At 48.0% G+C, this 15,462-nt stretch carries 14 protein-coding genes; 8 read left to right on the forward strand and 6 right to left on the reverse strand.

Features of this window, described 5'->3' with window-relative positions; genetic code table 11:
* Positions 1–36: 36 nt before the first annotated feature.
* Both trmL and HPL003_RS15445 read left to right on the forward strand, forming a co-directional pair.
* A complete protein-coding gene (gene trmL / locus HPL003_RS15440; RefSeq protein ID WP_014280615.1) occupies positions 37–501 on the forward strand; it encodes a tRNA (uridine(34)/cytosine(34)/5-carboxymethylaminomethyluridine(34)-2'-O)-methyltransferase TrmL in 465 nt (154 codons plus the stop codon).
* 359 nt (positions 502–860) lie between these two features.
* Positions 861–1,106, forward strand: coding sequence for an AbrB/MazE/SpoVT family DNA-binding domain-containing protein (locus HPL003_RS15445; protein WP_014280616.1), 246 nt, complete (start codon positions 861–863; stop codon positions 1,104–1,106).
* A gap of 98 nt (positions 1,107–1,204) precedes the next feature.
* On the opposite strand, the gene HPL003_RS15450 is transcribed toward HPL003_RS15445, so the two are convergent.
* Both HPL003_RS15450 and HPL003_RS15455 read right to left on the reverse strand, forming a co-directional pair.
* Positions 1,205–2,272 carry a phosphodiester glycosidase family protein gene (locus tag HPL003_RS15450; RefSeq protein ID WP_014280617.1) on the reverse strand — a complete coding sequence of 356 codons (1,068 nt, stop codon included), beginning with the start codon at positions 2,270–2,272 and terminating at the stop codon, positions 1,205–1,207.
* Positions 2,269–2,676 (reverse strand): hypothetical protein, encoded by a 408-nt coding sequence (locus HPL003_RS15455; protein ID WP_014280618.1) that lies wholly within the window; start codon positions 2,674–2,676, stop codon positions 2,269–2,271. The genes HPL003_RS15450 and HPL003_RS15455 overlap by 4 nt, the downstream gene beginning before the upstream one ends.
* 284 nt (positions 2,677–2,960) lie before the next feature.
* Here HPL003_RS15455 and HPL003_RS15460 point away from each other — a divergent pair, with 284 nt between their 5' ends.
* Together HPL003_RS15460 and HPL003_RS15465 are read left to right on the forward strand one after the other, a co-directional pair.
* On the forward strand, positions 2,961–3,617 hold the full coding sequence (locus HPL003_RS15460; RefSeq protein ID WP_014280619.1) for a response regulator transcription factor: 657 nt from the start codon (positions 2,961–2,963) through the stop codon (positions 3,615–3,617).
* A 51-nt stretch (positions 3,618–3,668) separates the two neighbouring features.
* Positions 3,669–4,922 carry an aminotransferase-like domain-containing protein gene (locus HPL003_RS15465; RefSeq protein WP_014280620.1) on the forward strand — a complete coding sequence of 418 codons (1,254 nt, stop codon included), beginning with the start codon at positions 3,669–3,671 and terminating at the stop codon, positions 4,920–4,922.
* 114 nt (positions 4,923–5,036) lie between these two features.
* Here the strand turns inward: HPL003_RS15465 and HPL003_RS15470 are convergent, their stop codons facing one another.
* Positions 5,037–5,867, reverse strand: a complete 831-nt coding sequence (locus HPL003_RS15470; protein ID WP_014280621.1) for a DUF2161 domain-containing phosphodiesterase — start codon at positions 5,865–5,867, stop codon at positions 5,037–5,039.
* Between the two features lie 281 nt (positions 5,868–6,148).
* Here HPL003_RS15470 and HPL003_RS15475 point away from each other — a divergent pair, with 281 nt between their 5' ends.
* Positions 6,149–8,044: a PrkA family serine protein kinase gene (locus tag HPL003_RS15475; protein WP_014280622.1), complete on the forward strand. Its 1,896-nt coding sequence runs from the start codon at positions 6,149–6,151 to the stop codon at positions 8,042–8,044.
* A 279-nt stretch (positions 8,045–8,323) separates the two neighbouring features.
* Here HPL003_RS15475 and HPL003_RS15480 read toward each other — a convergent pair whose 3' ends face one another.
* From HPL003_RS15480 to HPL003_RS15490, 3 genes are all read right to left on the reverse strand, one after another.
* The gene (locus HPL003_RS15480; protein ID WP_014280623.1) at positions 8,324–9,196 is read right to left on the reverse strand and encodes an arylamine N-acetyltransferase family protein; all 873 of its coding nucleotides are present in this window, start codon (positions 9,194–9,196) and stop codon (positions 8,324–8,326) included.
* A 242-nt stretch (positions 9,197–9,438) separates the two neighbouring features.
* Entirely contained in the window at positions 9,439–10,335 is an 897-nt protein-coding gene (locus HPL003_RS15485) for a phosphotransferase (RefSeq protein WP_014280624.1), read from the reverse strand.
* Between the two features lie 8 nt (positions 10,336–10,343).
* Positions 10,344–11,360, reverse strand: coding sequence for an aminoglycoside phosphotransferase family protein (locus HPL003_RS15490; protein ID WP_014280625.1), 1,017 nt, complete (start codon positions 11,358–11,360; stop codon positions 10,344–10,346).
* A 318-nt stretch (positions 11,361–11,678) separates the two neighbouring features.
* On the opposite strand from HPL003_RS15490, the gene HPL003_RS15495 reads away from it, so the two are divergent.
* Genes HPL003_RS15495 through HPL003_RS15505 form a run of 3 tightly spaced genes read left to right on the forward strand, consistent with a single transcriptional unit; the run spans position 11,679 to position 15,399 of the window.
* Entirely contained in the window at positions 11,679–13,349 is a 1,671-nt protein-coding gene (locus HPL003_RS15495) for an OPT/YSL family transporter (protein ID WP_043922409.1), read from the forward strand.
* A gap of 10 nt (positions 13,350–13,359) precedes the next feature.
* On the forward strand, positions 13,360–14,427 hold the full coding sequence (locus HPL003_RS15500) for a DUF917 domain-containing protein (RefSeq protein ID WP_014280627.1): 1,068 nt from the start codon (positions 13,360–13,362) through the stop codon (positions 14,425–14,427).
* 24 nt (positions 14,428–14,451) lie between these two features.
* Positions 14,452–15,399 (forward strand): DUF1177 domain-containing protein, encoded by a 948-nt coding sequence (locus HPL003_RS15505; protein WP_014280628.1) that lies wholly within the window; start codon positions 14,452–14,454, stop codon positions 15,397–15,399.
* The last annotated feature ends 63 nt before the right edge of the window (positions 15,400–15,462 follow it).

Raw genomic sequence — 15,462 nt, forward strand, 5'->3', positions numbered from 1 at the left:
ATTTTTTCAGTTCAAAAATGAAGGGAACGAAACGTGATGCCATTACATATTGTGCTTGTTGAGCCGGAAATCCCGGCTAATACAGGGAATATTGCCAGAACGTGTGCTGCTACGGGAACACATCTGCATCTGGTAAAGCCGCTGGGCTTCCGTACCGACGATGCCACGTTAAAACGTGCTGGACTTGATTACTGGTATGCGGTCCACATTGAATACCATGAATCTTTTGCTGAGGTGCAGGAGAAGTATCAGGAAGGCCGCTTTTTTTATGCCACCACGAAAGCAAATCAGCGTTATAGTGATATTGCATTTCAGGATGGAGACTTTCTGGTATTTGGTAAAGAAACGAAGGGGCTGCCTCCCGAGCTTCTGGCTGCCAACACGGATACATGCATCAAGATGCCTATGTCAGATAAAGTAAGATCGCTAAATTTGTCGAATTCCGCTGCGATTATCGTATATGAAGCGTTGCGGCAAATGGATTTTCCAGGTTTATCGTGAATATACCAAGTGCGTGAGTATAAGTGCGAATAAAGAACCAGGACCTTAGTTGCTAATCAAGCCTCGCGTATCTGTGTTCAACGATCCCGAACGCAGGGTTTGAAAATAAGGTAATTTGTAAAATCCACAGATAAAGCTAATGATATTGGACATTCCGGTCGATAAAATATTACAGACATTCTGTGCCATACTTTGATATGGTTCATGATTTTATGAAAAAATGTAATAAAATTTCCTGTGATCAGCAGGATTCGACAAAAAGACAGCGAATACTACATAAAGAATAGTGTCTTTGTACCTAGTTTTTCGCAGGGAAGAAAATTGCAAAACATAATGAATAGGAGAGGTGTACGATCACGATGAAACCTGCCGGTGTGGTGCGTAAAGTTGATCAACTGGGAAGAATAGTGTTGCCCAAATCACTGCGCAAAAGATATCAAATGAATGAGGGAGACCCTGTCGAAATTTTGGTTCAGGGTGACCATATTATTTTGGAGCGTTATCGTCCGAAATGTGTATTTTGCGGATCGGTTGAGCAAGTGAACAATTTTAAAGATCGTTATATTTGCGCTCAATGCTTGACGGAAATGACACAGTACTCCTAAAATGGGGCAAAAGCATCACGACATTCGTTCGTGATGCTTTTTTTCTTATAGAGCATAAGGGAGCAAGTGTAGTTTACATGCTTGTAAACGATAAGCTCCTATTTATAGAACAAAAAATGAGTAGGGACCGGACGCAGATTGCCATCCGATGGCTTGTTCACGACCCGACTGTTCAGGATGAGTGAGGAAGAGCCGCCCCCGTCCAGATTATAAGCATTCTGAACGCCGAGATTGTACATTTTTCCTTGTAGTTCTTCCAGTGTTGCACCTGAACCCCCGCTTTCATTGTAGCCATCTACGACAATAATGAGCAGTTGATCATCTTTATAGTTGCCAATGGCTGTACGTGGCGCTCGTTTGGGCGATACCTTCCATTTATCCGGAATAGGCATCTTTTGACCGCTTTGCAGCAGTACGGGAACGAAGGTAGCTCCAAAGGAAGGCTTCAGGCTGTCCAGAGCTCCCTGACTGTAAAACTTGCCGCCGATGAGTTGGCCGGTGTTGCTCAATCCGACGAAGGACAAATCCTTAAAGCTGGGCTGAAAGCCGGTCAGGTAATGGCCGTTCATGACGGTAGTGCTTAATGGATAGCGTTTGTCGTCTCCATCCGCAAAGCCGCCTGCATTAATACCAGCGACAGCTCCGTGTCTCAGAACAGCACGCATGGTCGTTTCGGAGCCGCCCAGTTTATCGCTCCCTAGAGACATTTTCATAGCGGCGGGATCTTTAAGCTTGACCTTCATGGCATAGCCATGATAAATCCCCGGGTTCACCTTAAACAATTCAATAGTAATCCGGTTGCTGTCTACACGCTCATAAGGAACCCCGAGCTTGGCGGTGATGCGTCGATTATAGATTTTTTCGGGACGCTTGGATTGAGTGGAGGCCGTTTGGACAAGCTGGTTCATCGTTTGGGTCGTTTGCTTGTACAGTTCCGATGTTCGGCGAATAGTAGACAAGGTGTATGTTGCCGTTTGTTTGGCTTCATCGAGCTGCTTGCCTACTGATTGCGTTTGTAGAACGACCTCGGCTTTTTGCAGACTCGGGACAGTAGACCCCGAAAAACTAAATGTGGGATGAATTAACAAAACACACCCCAACAAACCGATAAAAGGAGCAAGGGCCAACATAAAGAAACGATTTACCTGTTTTGTATCCATATTCATTTCAGCAGGTCCATTTTTTTCTGAAGTGTATTGAGCTGCTGCTTAACTTCGTTCAGTTGGGTGTAAAGCTTATTGCTGTTGTCGGTTTTATTGTTTGCATTATCCTTGGTAAAGGTCAGCAGCTCATTGAAGGACTGAACTTTGCCCTCTAATCCGTTAACTTCCTTGGAAAGCGCAGCCAGCTGTTTTTCATAGTCGGTTTTGAGCGCTTGAATCTGCTGGTTCGTATGGGTTTGCATTTCGTTCAACATTTCCTGCTTCAAATGATTGCTGTACAGATAGGTTGCGAGAGCACCTAGTATAATAAGCAGGAACCAAAATAGCAGAAAAGCCTTTACGGGCATCCCCTTTCTTGAAGTGCCCCGCCGGGATTCGGCAGAAGGGTGTTCAGGTGAAGCTTGCATGCGATTTTCAACTCCCGTGTAAAATCTAATTTCCAGTCTTTATTTTGCAGTTCCAATTCTATCATGGGCCTATTTATTTCGCAAAAGCGAAATAGATGCATAAAATTATTTGGAAAAAGAGATTGCATCGGAAGGAAGTCCTAGGATACAATTTCCTTAAACGGTTTTCGCTTCTTATACGTTCACATTTGCGCAATTTCTACATATGCAACCCCAAATTATAGATTCATTTTCGTTAACTATGAATTTTTATGTATTTTTTTGCGAAATCAGGAGGTTTAGACATGAGAAAAGTATGGCAGGTGGTCATCATAGACATCCATCCTACAAGTATGCTGGGAACAAAGCTTATTTTGGAAGACCAGCAGGATTTGCTTGTCAGAGGGATGTCCTCCTCCGGGACGGAAGGTCTGGAATTGGCTTGCTCCATTCGGCCGGAAATCATTTTAATGGATTACAGGTTGCCTGAGGGAACGGCGGAACCGTTCCTAACTCAAATACGGGCCTTGTCTCCAGACAGCCATATTGTTATTATGACGGATGAGGATAATATTACGCTGTTCCAACAGCTGATTTCGCTGGGAGCGAATGGAATGCTATCCAAACAGGCGTCACCAAGCCAGTTGATCCATCTGATCAACGGTTTGCGCGAAGGATTTGCTTCGTTACCGATGGATTGGATTCGTTGTGGAAATTGGCCTTTTATGCCGCTTATGGCTTCTGAGCCTTTCGACGAATTGACACAGACCGAAATTTTCATTATGGAACGTATTGTGCAAGGAATTACATATGACAAAATTGCTGTCGAGATCGAAGTCAGTCGGCGCTCCATTGATAATTATCTACGTAAAATTTATGCGAAATTGGGCGTGTCCAGCCGGGCGCAGGCGATTGAACGTTATGCCTTGTACGCGCGTCAAGCGAAGCAACTGTATGCCTGATGCGCCAACCCGGAGGTCGTGAGCCTATTTTTCAGGAGAAGGAGGATGTTCATGCAATATTCCTTTGCTTCACGAACTGCTGCAATGTTGGCTTCTCCAGTGCGTCATATCCGGGAAAATGCGAGAAGACACTCCTTTATATCTTTGGCTGAAGAATTGCCTGCACAAGAGCTGTTTCCGGTGAAGCTGCTGGAAGAAGCGGCTCATGATGTATTTGGTTCTGGCCCTGACGCCCTCCAGTATGGTGAACCGGAGGGCTATTTTCCTTTGCGGGCGTGGCTTGCAGGAGAGTGGGAACAGCGCAAAGGAGTTAGAGTGCCACCGGGACAGATTCTCCTGACAACAGGCAGTCAGCAGGCCATTGACCTGATCGTAAGGCTGATGGTGGATGAACGCGACCCGGTGTTAGTCGAAAATCCGACGTCGCCCGGATGTCTGCAAGTGCTGTCGATGCAAGGAGCGCAGATCGTTCCCGTTGAATCTGATGGAGAAGGTGTGCGTCCCGATCAACTTGAAGCCTTAATCATTCAACACCATCCCAAGCTTTTTTTTGCGACACCCACGTTTACGAACCCTACCGGTTCCTTATGGAGCGCGGCCAGACGTCAGGAGGTTTTGGAGCTGTGCAGGCTCCATCAGGTGCTGATCGTGGAGGACGACTCTTACGGAGAGCTACATTTTAAACAAAAAAATGAATCCGGCGACAAGAGCCCGCATGGACAAAGTCGGAAATTTGCAGAAGCTTATCCTTCGTTATTTGCGCTGGATCATGCGGGGCAGGGCGGTCAGGTGCTATATATCGGTTCATTCAACAAAACGGTAGCGCCCGCACTGAGAACCGGATGGGCGTCAGGCCCCGCCCCGTTGATCGAAGGTATGTACGCTTTGAAGCAGTTGGCCGATATGCAGTCCAGTACGATGAACCAGCGACTCCTGTTCCAGTTGCTGACCAGCTCGCGGTTTCAATGGCACGAGCATTTAGCCATGCTGAACAAAGAGTACTCGACACGTCTACAGTTAATTCTGGAGCTGCTCAAGCGCCCATTTTGGAAAGATGTGACGTATCATATTCCGTCTGGCGGCATGTATGTATGGGTTCAGTTGCCCGATGGGTTGGACAGCGCACTGCTGCTAAAGGCGGCCTTACCCAAGGGTGTAGCTTTTATGCCAGGAGAGTTGTGCGCGGTTGGTACTGAAGGTGCGTCCCATATCCGCCTGAACTTCAGCCATCCGGGCCGTGAGCAGCTACTCATGGGCATGAATTTGATCGGTGAGACGATCAGTGAATTCACTGCGCGAAGCTAGCTGGGGCCGAATGATCTGCTTGCTACAGCAGAACTTCCGGCAATTCGTAGTGCGAGAAGTAAGCGGTAGGCTTTTCGACGGTCCTCAGTATTCGAGGGGTGAGTGGCGGGCTTCTCAGTGATCCTCCGCATTCGTAGTGGCAGAGTAGGCGGCTGGTGCTTCCGCGATCCGCCGTTGTCCGCCACCGTCATCTGGCTCTACAGCCTTGCCAGCGGCTGTTTCGGTGCCTTGCTCTTGCAGTACTGCCGCATACTCGCTCAGGGCAACCTCGCCAAACGGGGTCAGCCTGTAGCGGCCACGAGCTACACGCTCAAACCAGCCGTAGTAGTTGTGCTGGAGCACGGCTGCGGCCCCGCTGACGGCTGCTGTACGGGCGAGCTGCGCCGGTGCGGCTTCCCCCAGGCCCTGTAAGGCCGCGGCCACGCGCAGCGCTTTTTCCCGATAGGCCGTGACCAGCTTGCGCCGGGTACTGCCGCCGGTGTTATGGTCGCCGCTGCGTGCGTGAAACTCTCGCAGCAGCTTTTCCTTGCGCGAGCCGGGGCGGGCTGTCGCCGTTTTGCGGTCACCACCGTTCGTGCCCGCCGGCTTGCAAAGTATCTCTACGAGCGGCGGCTTGGTCTTGTAATGGGTGACGGTGAGCATGCCCAGCCCTAACTGGCGGCACAGTCCGACCAGCTCGTTCCAGCGCTGATTGACAGCCCCTTTTTTCGCACGGTTTCGTTCCACCGCCACATACACATTGCTGCTTAGCTTCAGGCGCTGCATGCCTTGCAGCACCAGTGCCAGATTGAACGTTTTTTTTATCTCCACAATCAGTGGCTCCTGTTGTCCTGGTTTCATACCCACCAAATCGCAGTTACGCACTTCTCCCTTGATTTCGTATCCCAAGCTCTCAAAAAAGGCTTTGATTGGAGCGTACAGCTCCGTCTCATGCCGAACCGCCATGCTTCTCCCGCTCCTTTATCCCATTATTCCGAGCTTATATTGTACCATAATGCGTCAGGTCCGCGTCTTTGTTGTATATTTTAGCACAGTGCATCTCTCTGTTTTTCGAAAAAGCAGGGGAATCTGTCACAAAATAGGTCAATTCTGAAATCAATCTGCATAGGTATGTATTACACTTTTTTTAAGAGGATTGCATCATATCCTGAAAGGCGTGGACGAGTGTAGCCATTAACCATCCAGAGTGGAGGATAGTCATTACGCAGTCATGGGAGGAACCGAGCATGAATATTTTTGAACGCGTTGCGGAGTACCGGGCGGAAAACAACCGTCTGGCCTGGAGCGGCACTTTTAGAGAGTATATCGAGATACTCAAGAAAGACCCGACGCCGGCGATGACCGCTCATGCACGGGTTTACAAGATGATTGAATCTTTTGGTGTAGAAGAGGTTGGGGGACATAAGCGATATAAATTTTTCGAGCAGGAGATTTTTGGGCTGGACCGGGCGCTGGAAAAGCTGGTGGAGGAATACTTCCATTCCTCAGCTCGACGACTGGATGTGCGCAAACGAATTCTTCTCTTAATGGGACCTGTCAGTGGGGGGAAATCGACACTGGTCACGTTGCTAAAACGTGGTCTGGAGAAATTTTCGAGAACGGATCAGGGAGCAGTGTACGCGATTGAAGGCTGCCCCATGCACGAAGACCCGCTTCATCTGATTCCCCATGAGCTGCGTCCCGAATTTGAAAAGGAGCTGGGCGTGCGTATTGAAGGTAATCTCTGCCCAGCCTGCCAGATGAGATTGCGCACGGAATTTGATGGCGATATTGAAAAGGTCCGCGTGGAGCGGGTGTTTATATCGGAAGAAAATCGGATCGGCATCGGTACATTCAGTCCTTCTGATCCGAAGTCACAGGATATTGCTGATTTGACGGGCAGCATCGACTTTTCTACGATTACAGAGTATGGCTCGGAATCCGATCCGCGCGCATATCGTTTTGACGGAGAGCTGAACAAAGCCAACCGTGGACTGATGGAGTTTCAGGAGATGTTGAAATGCGATGAGAAGTTTTTGTGGAATTTGCTGTCTCTGACCCAGGAGGGTAATTTTAAAGCGGGACGTTTTGCGTTAATCAGTGCAGATGAGCTGATCGTTGCCCATACGAATGAGTCGGAGTATAAAAGCTTTATCTCGAACAAAAAGAACGAGGCTCTGCAATCGCGGATGATCGTGATGCAGATTCCTTACAACCTTAGAGTCTCGGAAGAAGAAAAAATTTACGCCAAGCTCATTGAACAAAGCGACATGAAGCATGTTCACATCGCCCCTCATGCGCTGCGGACGGCTGCTATTTTCTCCGTGCTTACCCGCTTGAAGGAGACGAAAAAGCAGGGCATGGATCTGGTCAAAAAGATGCGTATGTATGATGGCGAAGAGGTGGAAGGCTACAAGGCAGCCGATCTGAAGGAAATGCAAAATGAGTTTCTGGAGGAAGGCATGTCCGGGGTAGATCCAAGGTACGTCATCAACCGCATTTCCAGTGCGCTCATTAAGCAAAATGTAGAATCCATCAATGCACTGGACATTTTACGAGCCATCAAGGATGGTCTGGATCAGCATGCTTCTATTACGAAGGAGGAAAGGGAGCGCTATCTGAATTTCATTTCCGTGGCCCGTAAGGAGTATGATGAGCTGGCGAAAAAAGAAGTCCAGAAAGCCTTTGTGTACTCGTTCGAGGAATCAGCCAAGACGCTGTTCGACAACTATCTGGATAACATCGAAGCTTTCTGCAATTGGGTGAAAATTCGCGATCCGCTTACGGATGAGGAACTCGACCCGGATGAGCGGCTGATGCGTTCGATTGAAGAGCAGATTGGGGTATCGGAAAATGCGAAAAAGGCATTCCGCGAAGAAATTCTCATCCGGATTTCCGCTTACTCACGCAAGGGACGCAAGTTCGAATATCATCATCATGATCGGCTGAGAGAAGCGATTGAGAAAAAGCTGTTCGCAGATTTAAAGGATATTGTCAAAATTACGACCTCGACCAAAACACCCGATGCTAATCAGCTCAAACGCATGAATGAGGTGATTAAGCGATTGATTGAGGAACACGGTTATACAGGTGCCAGCGCCAACGACCTGCTCAGGTATGTAGGCAGTCTGTTGAATCGATAAAAATTAGTAAGCTTAAGGTAAGCCAAAAGCAAAAGCGATAGCTAGAGTAATGAGTTGTGATGGACGGCGTCGTAGCTGAACAGAGATATCTATCGGCTGCGTAACCTATGAGGAATCCAGTAGCAAGCACTGGAGTTTCCAAGTGCTTGCCACCGGATTTTTTTTGATGAAGGAGTTATTCCAGATGATTGTCCATCATTGATATGTGAAAAGTCACGAGAAAATAACGCTCTCCCTCCGTGGCGGTCCAATCAACGCAACCGAGGAAGAGCGTAATACTTATAAGGAAATGATTGATTTCTTCCATTCCGTATGAGCCGCAAATACTCTTTTCCATAACTCGTCCCGTTCCTGGTGACTATAGTTGACAAGCGGCTCACCAAACACATCTGCCAACACTTCCAGCCACTGCGATTTATGATCCAGCTCTATTTTTTCCAATCCGTTCAGCCCGTGTTTTTTCCAAATACAGCCTCTTAGTTCATTCGTCTCTAATGCTTGTCTTTGCCGAATCAGAAACAGGTTGAACCATGGAGAATCCGCTGATCGGCTATAGAAATGATGTTTTGGCATAAACTCTTCCAAGTCTCGAACAACCGTAGGGTCATAATCAACACCGACAAATGAAGCAAGCGAATCATGCTCTAACCGCCAGCCTTTTGCAACAACTCCGGACTCCGTAACCTTATATTGAAGAGGGGCTTGTTCATAAGTGCCCATACGGAGTGGAACAGGCTCATATGGCATATCGCCTAAACCAACGTCAACAATCCATACTTCCTCTTCGTGCTGCTCATTTAGCAAGTTCACGGTTAACCCAAGATGAAATGAATTGATACGTGGCTCTGCCCCTAAAGGCTGAACCCCGGCACGATGCAGACGGACCTTGTAGCCCAGTGAATGTAGTAGTGCGCTGAAGGCACCATTCAGATGAAAACAATAACCGCTTCTCCCCTGTAAAATAAGTTGAACGGATTCTTGAAAACCAATGGCTGCCGGCTTTCCTGCAAAAATGTCCACCGTTTGCCACGAAAGATGTTTCACATGGGCCTTATGCAGTTCAAATAAATAGGATGGGGTAGGAGGTAGAATGTCTTGAATTCCAATCCTGTTTAGATAAGCCTTTATTTCTTCTTTTGTCATGATGTACATGTGCAGTCACCTCTATTGTTAGTTTCCCAAATTCTCTTTTGGGACAAATGATCCTTGAGCCTTAGCATTATTGTATAAAGAGGATGTACTGGCTACAATGCTATAAATCTTCAAGTGTACCGGTACAATCAGCCGATAAATACGGTTTAGTGGCAACGCTTATCGTGTAGATGACTTTCAGAGCATAAAAAAACAGACCGTTTCGTTCGGTCTGTTTTCGTGTTTAGTTCCAAGCCGACAAATTATAGCAGCGCTCTAAGCTCACGTCGGTATTGGTTTAACTGCACAAAAGATGGAATAACACGTTTGGCAGAACGGATGCCGCCTATTCTGATGTTGCGAACCACATGATAGGGAGAGATCAAAAGCGTGTGAAGCAAATGTAAATCATGGGCGCTCAACGGACGATATCGTTGATAGTAGTCGATCGCGCGTAGCATCTTAGTCCCGTTCCAAAGACAATTTCGATGAAGAAGATGGGACAAGTCTTTCATTCTTACATGCAGAGAGCAATTTTCAAAATCAATTAAATGGATCTTGAGCTGTCTGTCTTTAATCAGATTGGGATAATTGTAATCGCCATGTATAAATGCGCCAGCTTTTTGCTCTGAGTCGATTGCTTCTCGAACCTTGGGCTGCTGTAAACGATGCGTCACTTCCTCACAGAGAGCCACGAGATGTGCTGTGTCTTTGTAGGGATTGAGGCGTTTTTTGTATCCAGCAATTTCATCACCCAAGCCTTCGTAACGTATTCTGGCTGCCGGAGTTTCGGTGATAGGAAAGCCTGCGGCGCTGGAGTGAAATTTGGCTAAGGTGGAAATCCCCTTTTTGAAATCTATTCTTTTTGTAAATTTGGGTCTTCGTCCATCCACCCAATTGGTTAACGTATACGAAACGCCTTCATGGGTCATATAAGCGGTTTGCTGTACTGTCGGATAAACCTTTTGGCTATGGGTGAACCCGCGCTCATCCAGGAAGGACAACGCACGTGTAATAAAACGAATTTCATCTTCTGGAAAGTTGTAGGGTTTTAAACAATAGGTCATGCTGGCGGTCTCAATCTTGTGTATGTTCTTTTTTTGACGAGCACGTTGAATTTTGATTCTGTACATTTGCTCAACATTTGATAAAATCGACATTTTGATCCTCACTTTCTTTTATACATGGACCATTCCTGCAAAATATGAATGATTTGTAAACGAAGGGGCCACGAATGACCCCAATTGTCCAGGATCTCGCGGTCTCTTGAGCGATTCGGGTGTAGGGAGGCATGCCACGCTTCACGTGGCAGTGTATACAAGGCTGTAACCATTTTTCGTTCAGTTGGGCTTAGTGGTTTGCGCTTTTGGTATCCCTTCAGCAAGGATTGCACAAATTCAGGATTGAATTGGGTCGTATTCATAAGGGCCTTTGCCAGATCTGCATAGACTGAGCCGACCTTAACCCGATCCCAATCAATGATTTTCAGTTGACCATTATCTGAAATCATGACATTGGGGATCGTGATGTCGCTGTGTATCAAAGCGTGGGAACGATTTTCCTTCTGAAACAGCTTAACAATGGATGTGTCCTGCAAATCCTTCCATGCCCGCCTGGATAAACGTTGGCAGTCTTTGCCGTGAGTGTTGTACCAGTTGCGGTATTTTGTGTCATGACGGCTGATTTTTTTTATTTTTTTTTGAAAAAGACGATCCTGTTTTTTCCATATCTTCAATTGCTGAGACGTAGGGGATTTTCCCCTTCCAATCCGATACAAGCCAGTGGACGTGGCATGAAGCGTGGCAAGTGCCCACCCAAGCTTTTCAAAATCTTCAGCATTCTCCAATCCCCGTCCCTTGATCCACTGACTCATATAAAATGGCGTCCCTTGATGTAAAGTCCATAGCTTCCCGGAATGTGTTGGAAGCCACGCGGGCATGTAGCTATACTTTCTCTTTTTCAAAAGCCTGATCATGCTTGCAGCCTGCTCCATCTGTTGGATTGTATTTGAGCGGACCATCTTAGTGCGGCTAAAGGGCTTTAATGCATAAGTTCCCTTTTTCGTTTTCACCTGGATTACTGCATTTTTTCGGTACAGTGATGAGACTAACCTTGATTTTAACGGGATCAGGCCGAAACGACTGGTGATTTTGCGAATCTGTGCTTTGGTATAGGATTTCGCCATAAGAACCTCGCTTGACTTGTGATTAAAGAAAAAGGTAATCCTCTGTTAGTTATCAGTCTATTCATGATGAGGTAATAGGTGCTGTTTTAAAGGGCTATACGCGTTCTTTTTGAATTTATGTTATATTACTTTACACGATAAAGGGATAAAATGTAATGGGAGCGCTATATATATCAATATTTATCCTGTGTGCACAATAAACAAGCCTTTGTTTTGGTCAGGACGAACATTGTTTATGGAAGGAAAGTTGCAGTAACATAAGTTAAACCTACTCAACAGAGGAAGAAATACATCATGTCTAAGCCACAGGAGGGTCATATGGAAAACGAAAAAGAAAAACGTCACCCGAAAACGTTTGAGCCTTTTGCATTTATTCTCATTGTGGTTACAAGCGTTCTGGGTGCGATTATTGGAATGCAGATCGTAACCAGCCTGGGAGTGACCCCAAACACGGCCATCATCGGAGCGTTAATTGCGATGCTGATTTCACGTATACCGTTTAACTGGTTTTTACGTTATAAATCGGTACATCGTCAGAATCTGGTGCAGACGGCGATTTCCTCGGCTACCTTCGGGGCGGCCAATAGCCTGCTGATTCCGATTGGAATTCCCTATCTCATGGGAACGCCCGATTTGGTCGTACCCATGCTACTGGGAGCGGCATTGGCTATGTTTGCAGATGCAACGATACTGTATAAAATTTTTGATTCCAGACTGTTTCCCGCCTCGGGTACCTGGGCGCCAGGTGTTGCGACAGCAGAATCTATCAGAGCAGGGGACAAGGGAGGCAAGCGTGCCGGATTGCTGGGTGTAGGCGCACTGATCGGGGTAGTTGGCTCTTATCTCAGCATTCCGATGTCTGCCTTTGGTGTCGCTTTTATTGGTAATATCTGGGCCTTGGGCATGTTTGGTGTCGGCCTATTGATTCGCCAGTATTCCATGCCGCTGTTTCAGATTGATGTAAATGCACTATACATTGCCCATGGAGTGATGATCGGGGCGGGCATTGTGGCGTTGATTCAGGCTGCTTTACTTGTGTTCGGCCGTTCCGGCAAAAAAAAGGACAGCACCGCCGTGCTTTCGGATAAAGCATCAAATGAAGCATCCGGCACGAGTGACATTGTCGTGGATGGGGCTCCCGTGCAAGCCTCTTCGCAGGATGAAGAATACACCCGTCCGATTGCAGAGGCTCGTCGTACTCTTGGACTTGGATTCATCGCGTATCTGGCAATTTCCTTGCTGATCGCGATCATCGGAGGGCTGGTAACACACATGTCGGTGGGCATGCTGATCGGCTTTATCGTGTTTGCAGCTTTTGCCGCGTTCGTGCATGAAATTATTGTTGGCATTGCCGCCATGCATTCCGGGTGGTTCCCTGCCTTTGCGGTGGCCTTTATTACCTTGCTGGGCGGTATGATGATCGGGTTTCCACCCGTGGCCCTAGCATTGCTGGCCGGGTTTAGCGCGGCTACAGGCCCCGCCTTTGCCGATATGGGCTTTGATTTGAAAACAGGCTATATCCTGCGCGGCAACGGTAAGGATAAGGAGCTGGAACGGGAAGGCAGAAAGCAGCAGTATATAACGGCTCTGATTGCTTTTGCTGTTGCGCTGGTGACCGTAGCTCTGGCTTATCCGAGTTATTTTGCGCAAAATCTGGTGCCACCGATTGATAAGGTATATGTATCCACCATTCAGGCCGGAGCTACACCGGGTGTGGCAAGCCAGCTTTTGCTGTGGGCGATACCAGGAGCAATTCTCCAGCTCATAGGTGGCTCCAAACGCCAGCTGGGTGTTATGTTCGCGACAGGGCTGCTGATTGCGACAGCGAACGCGTGCTGGGCTGTGCTGGTCGGCATAGCGATCCGCTATCTCGTAACCCGTTTTGCGAAAAAGGAGATCGTTTCTTCCATGACGATTCTGGCCGCAGGTTTTATCGCAGGGGATGCGCTGTACAACTTCTTTAATTCCGTATTTAAACTAAAAAAGTGAGATGATGCAGATGGACACTTTGAAGTTGGATGAAAGAATTGTTGAATATGCCGTTTATGGCGGTGCTGTTTTGGGCGGTGGAGGCGGAGGCTGGATTGAAGAAGGTCTGCGGATCGGAAAGCTGGCTCTTGAAGTGGGACAGCCGAAGCTGGTATCCGTCGAAAGCTTCGCAGATGACGATCTCTTCGTCACTGTGGCTGTCGTCGGTGCCCCGGCTGCTCCGAATAAATATGTGAAGCCTGTTCATTATGTGAAGGCGCTGGAACTGGTGTCCTCCATGACAGGGAAGGGTGTCCGGGCTTTGCATACGAATGAAAATGGCGGCGAAACAACGATTAATGGCTGGTTTCAATCGGCCTTGAGCGGTGTCCCGGTTGTGGATTTTGCATGTAATGGCCGGGCACATCCGACAGGCACGATGGGCTCTATGAATTTGACCGAGCTGCCAGATTACGTAAGCCATCAGGCTGCGGTGGGCGGACGCGGAGAGCATTATATTGAAGTGGGTATTTCAGGCTCCCTGGACCATGCTGCATCACTGGTTCGTAAAGCCTCGGTAGAGGCAGGAGGAATTGTAGCGGTTGCGCGGAATCCGGTGACGGCCGCTTATGCGAGAGCCAACGGTGCACCAGGAGCCATTTCCCGGGCAATTGCTGTTGGAGAAGCAATGCTGGCCCATCAAGGCGAAGCGGCGATTGCAGCCGTGGCCACTGAGCTGGGCGGCAAGGTTATCGCCGCAGGAGAAGTAACAGAATGCCAACTTGAAACATCGGGGGGCTTTGATGCCGGGTTGGTTCGCATTACCGATAGCGGCAGGGCCTACGAAATGACCTTCTGGAATGAGTACATGTCCCTGGAGCTTGATGGGGAGCGGCTGGCGACATTTCCAGATCTGATCATGACACTGGATATGGATACAGGCAGACCTGTAATCACAGCCGCCGTAGCCCAAGGACAGCGTCTGGCTGTCCTCGTGGTACCGAAGGAAAAGCTGCTGCTGAGTACGACCATGTTTAACACCAAGCTGCTGCAACCGATTGAGCAAATTATCCATAAGCCTATACTGTCCTATCTATAAAATGATTTCGGGAGGAATGCAACGATGGCACTTCAACAGACATTAACCGTATTCGAAGCGCTGGACAGCGCCTATGTGAACGGAGAGCGGGTTAAGCAGCTTTTCGCCGGATACGAGGACATTGTGGTAACGGTAAAACAGGTAAAAGGAGCCAAGGGAAGTACGGATTTTATACAAATTCTTATTCCGGGTACGGAAGGCAAAAGCTCGGGAGGTACAGCACCGACATTCGGCATTGTAGGACGTCTAGGCGGGATTGGCGCACGTCCTTCCCGAATTGGTCTTGTATCTGATGCGGATGGAGCTATTGCAGCGGTTGCCGCTGGGCTGAAGCTGGCGGATATGCAGATTAAAGGTGACAAGCTGAAGGGTGATGTGATCGCAACTACGCATATTTGTCCGGATGCGCCTACCCGCCCGCACGAGCCGGTTGATTTTATGGACTCACCTGTGGACATTTTGGAAATGAATCGTCACGAGATTGTTCCCGAGATGGAAGCTATTCTGTCCATTGATACCACCAAGGGCAATCGTGTTATTAATCATAAAGGAATCGCAATTTCACCCACGGTGAAGGAAGGCTATATTTTGCGAGTCAGTGAGGATCTGCTGCGCCTGATGGAGCAGACTACGGGACAATTGCCCGTTACTTTTCCGGTAACCACTCAGGATATCACGCCGTACGGTAATGACTTATACCATATTAATTCCATTTTACAGCCTGCTGTAGCGACGGATGCGCCTGTGGTTGGTGTGGCTATTACAGCGCAGGCAGCCGTACCAGGATGTGGGACCGGGGCGAGTCATGAGATTGATATCGCGGCAGCCGTACGTTTTTCCATTGAAACGGCCAAGGAATTTACGAATGGCACTTGTGCATTTTATGACTCGCAGGAATTTGTCAAAATTACCGAATTGTACGGCTCCATGAAGATACTTCAGACAGCAGGCAGTGCGCAAAACCACGGCTGATGCTAAACAGGGCAGGCCATGGGCTTGCCCTTTGCCGTCAGGAGCGTAAAATAAAATGGAAGC

This window comes from Paenibacillus terrae HPL-003 (genome assembly GCF_000235585.1).
Taxonomy (GTDB): Bacteria; Bacillota; Bacilli; order Paenibacillales; family Paenibacillaceae; genus Paenibacillus; species Paenibacillus terrae_B.

Bases quoted from the DNA above. Each gene is read 5' to 3' on its own strand.
- HPL003_RS15465 (WP_014280620.1), top strand. From the start codon at position 3,669: ATGCAATATTCCTTTGCTTCACGAACTGCTGCAATGTTGGCTTCTCCA.
- HPL003_RS15490 (WP_014280625.1), bottom strand. From the start codon at position 11,360: ATGGCGAAATCCTATACCAAAGCACAGATTCGCAAAATCACCAGTCGT.
- HPL003_RS15455 (WP_014280618.1), bottom strand. From the start codon at position 2,676: ATGCAAGCTTCACCTGAACACCCTTCTGCCGAATCCCGGCGGGGCACT.
- HPL003_RS15445 (WP_014280616.1), top strand. From the start codon at position 861: ATGAAACCTGCCGGTGTGGTGCGTAAAGTTGATCAACTGGGAAGAATA.
- HPL003_RS15450 (WP_014280617.1), bottom strand. From the start codon at position 2,272: ATGAATATGGATACAAAACAGGTAAATCGTTTCTTTATGTTGGCCCTT.
- HPL003_RS15460 (WP_014280619.1), top strand. From the start codon at position 2,961: ATGAGAAAAGTATGGCAGGTGGTCATCATAGACATCCATCCTACAAGT.
- trmL (WP_014280615.1), top strand. From the start codon at position 37: ATGCCATTACATATTGTGCTTGTTGAGCCGGAAATCCCGGCTAATACA.
- HPL003_RS15500 (WP_014280627.1), top strand. From the start codon at position 13,360: ATGGACACTTTGAAGTTGGATGAAAGAATTGTTGAATATGCCGTTTAT.
- HPL003_RS15470 (WP_014280621.1), bottom strand. From the start codon at position 5,867: ATGGCGGTTCGGCATGAGACGGAGCTGTACGCTCCAATCAAAGCCTTT.
- HPL003_RS15485 (WP_014280624.1), bottom strand. From the start codon at position 10,335: ATGTCGATTTTATCAAATGTTGAGCAAATGTACAGAATCAAAATTCAA.
- HPL003_RS15495 (WP_043922409.1), top strand. From the start codon at position 11,679: ATGGAAAACGAAAAAGAAAAACGTCACCCGAAAACGTTTGAGCCTTTT.
- HPL003_RS15480 (WP_014280623.1), bottom strand. From the start codon at position 9,196: ATGTACATCATGACAAAAGAAGAAATAAAGGCTTATCTAAACAGGATT.
- HPL003_RS15505 (WP_014280628.1), top strand. From the start codon at position 14,452: ATGGCACTTCAACAGACATTAACCGTATTCGAAGCGCTGGACAGCGCC.
- HPL003_RS15475 (WP_014280622.1), top strand. From the start codon at position 6,149: ATGAATATTTTTGAACGCGTTGCGGAGTACCGGGCGGAAAACAACCGT.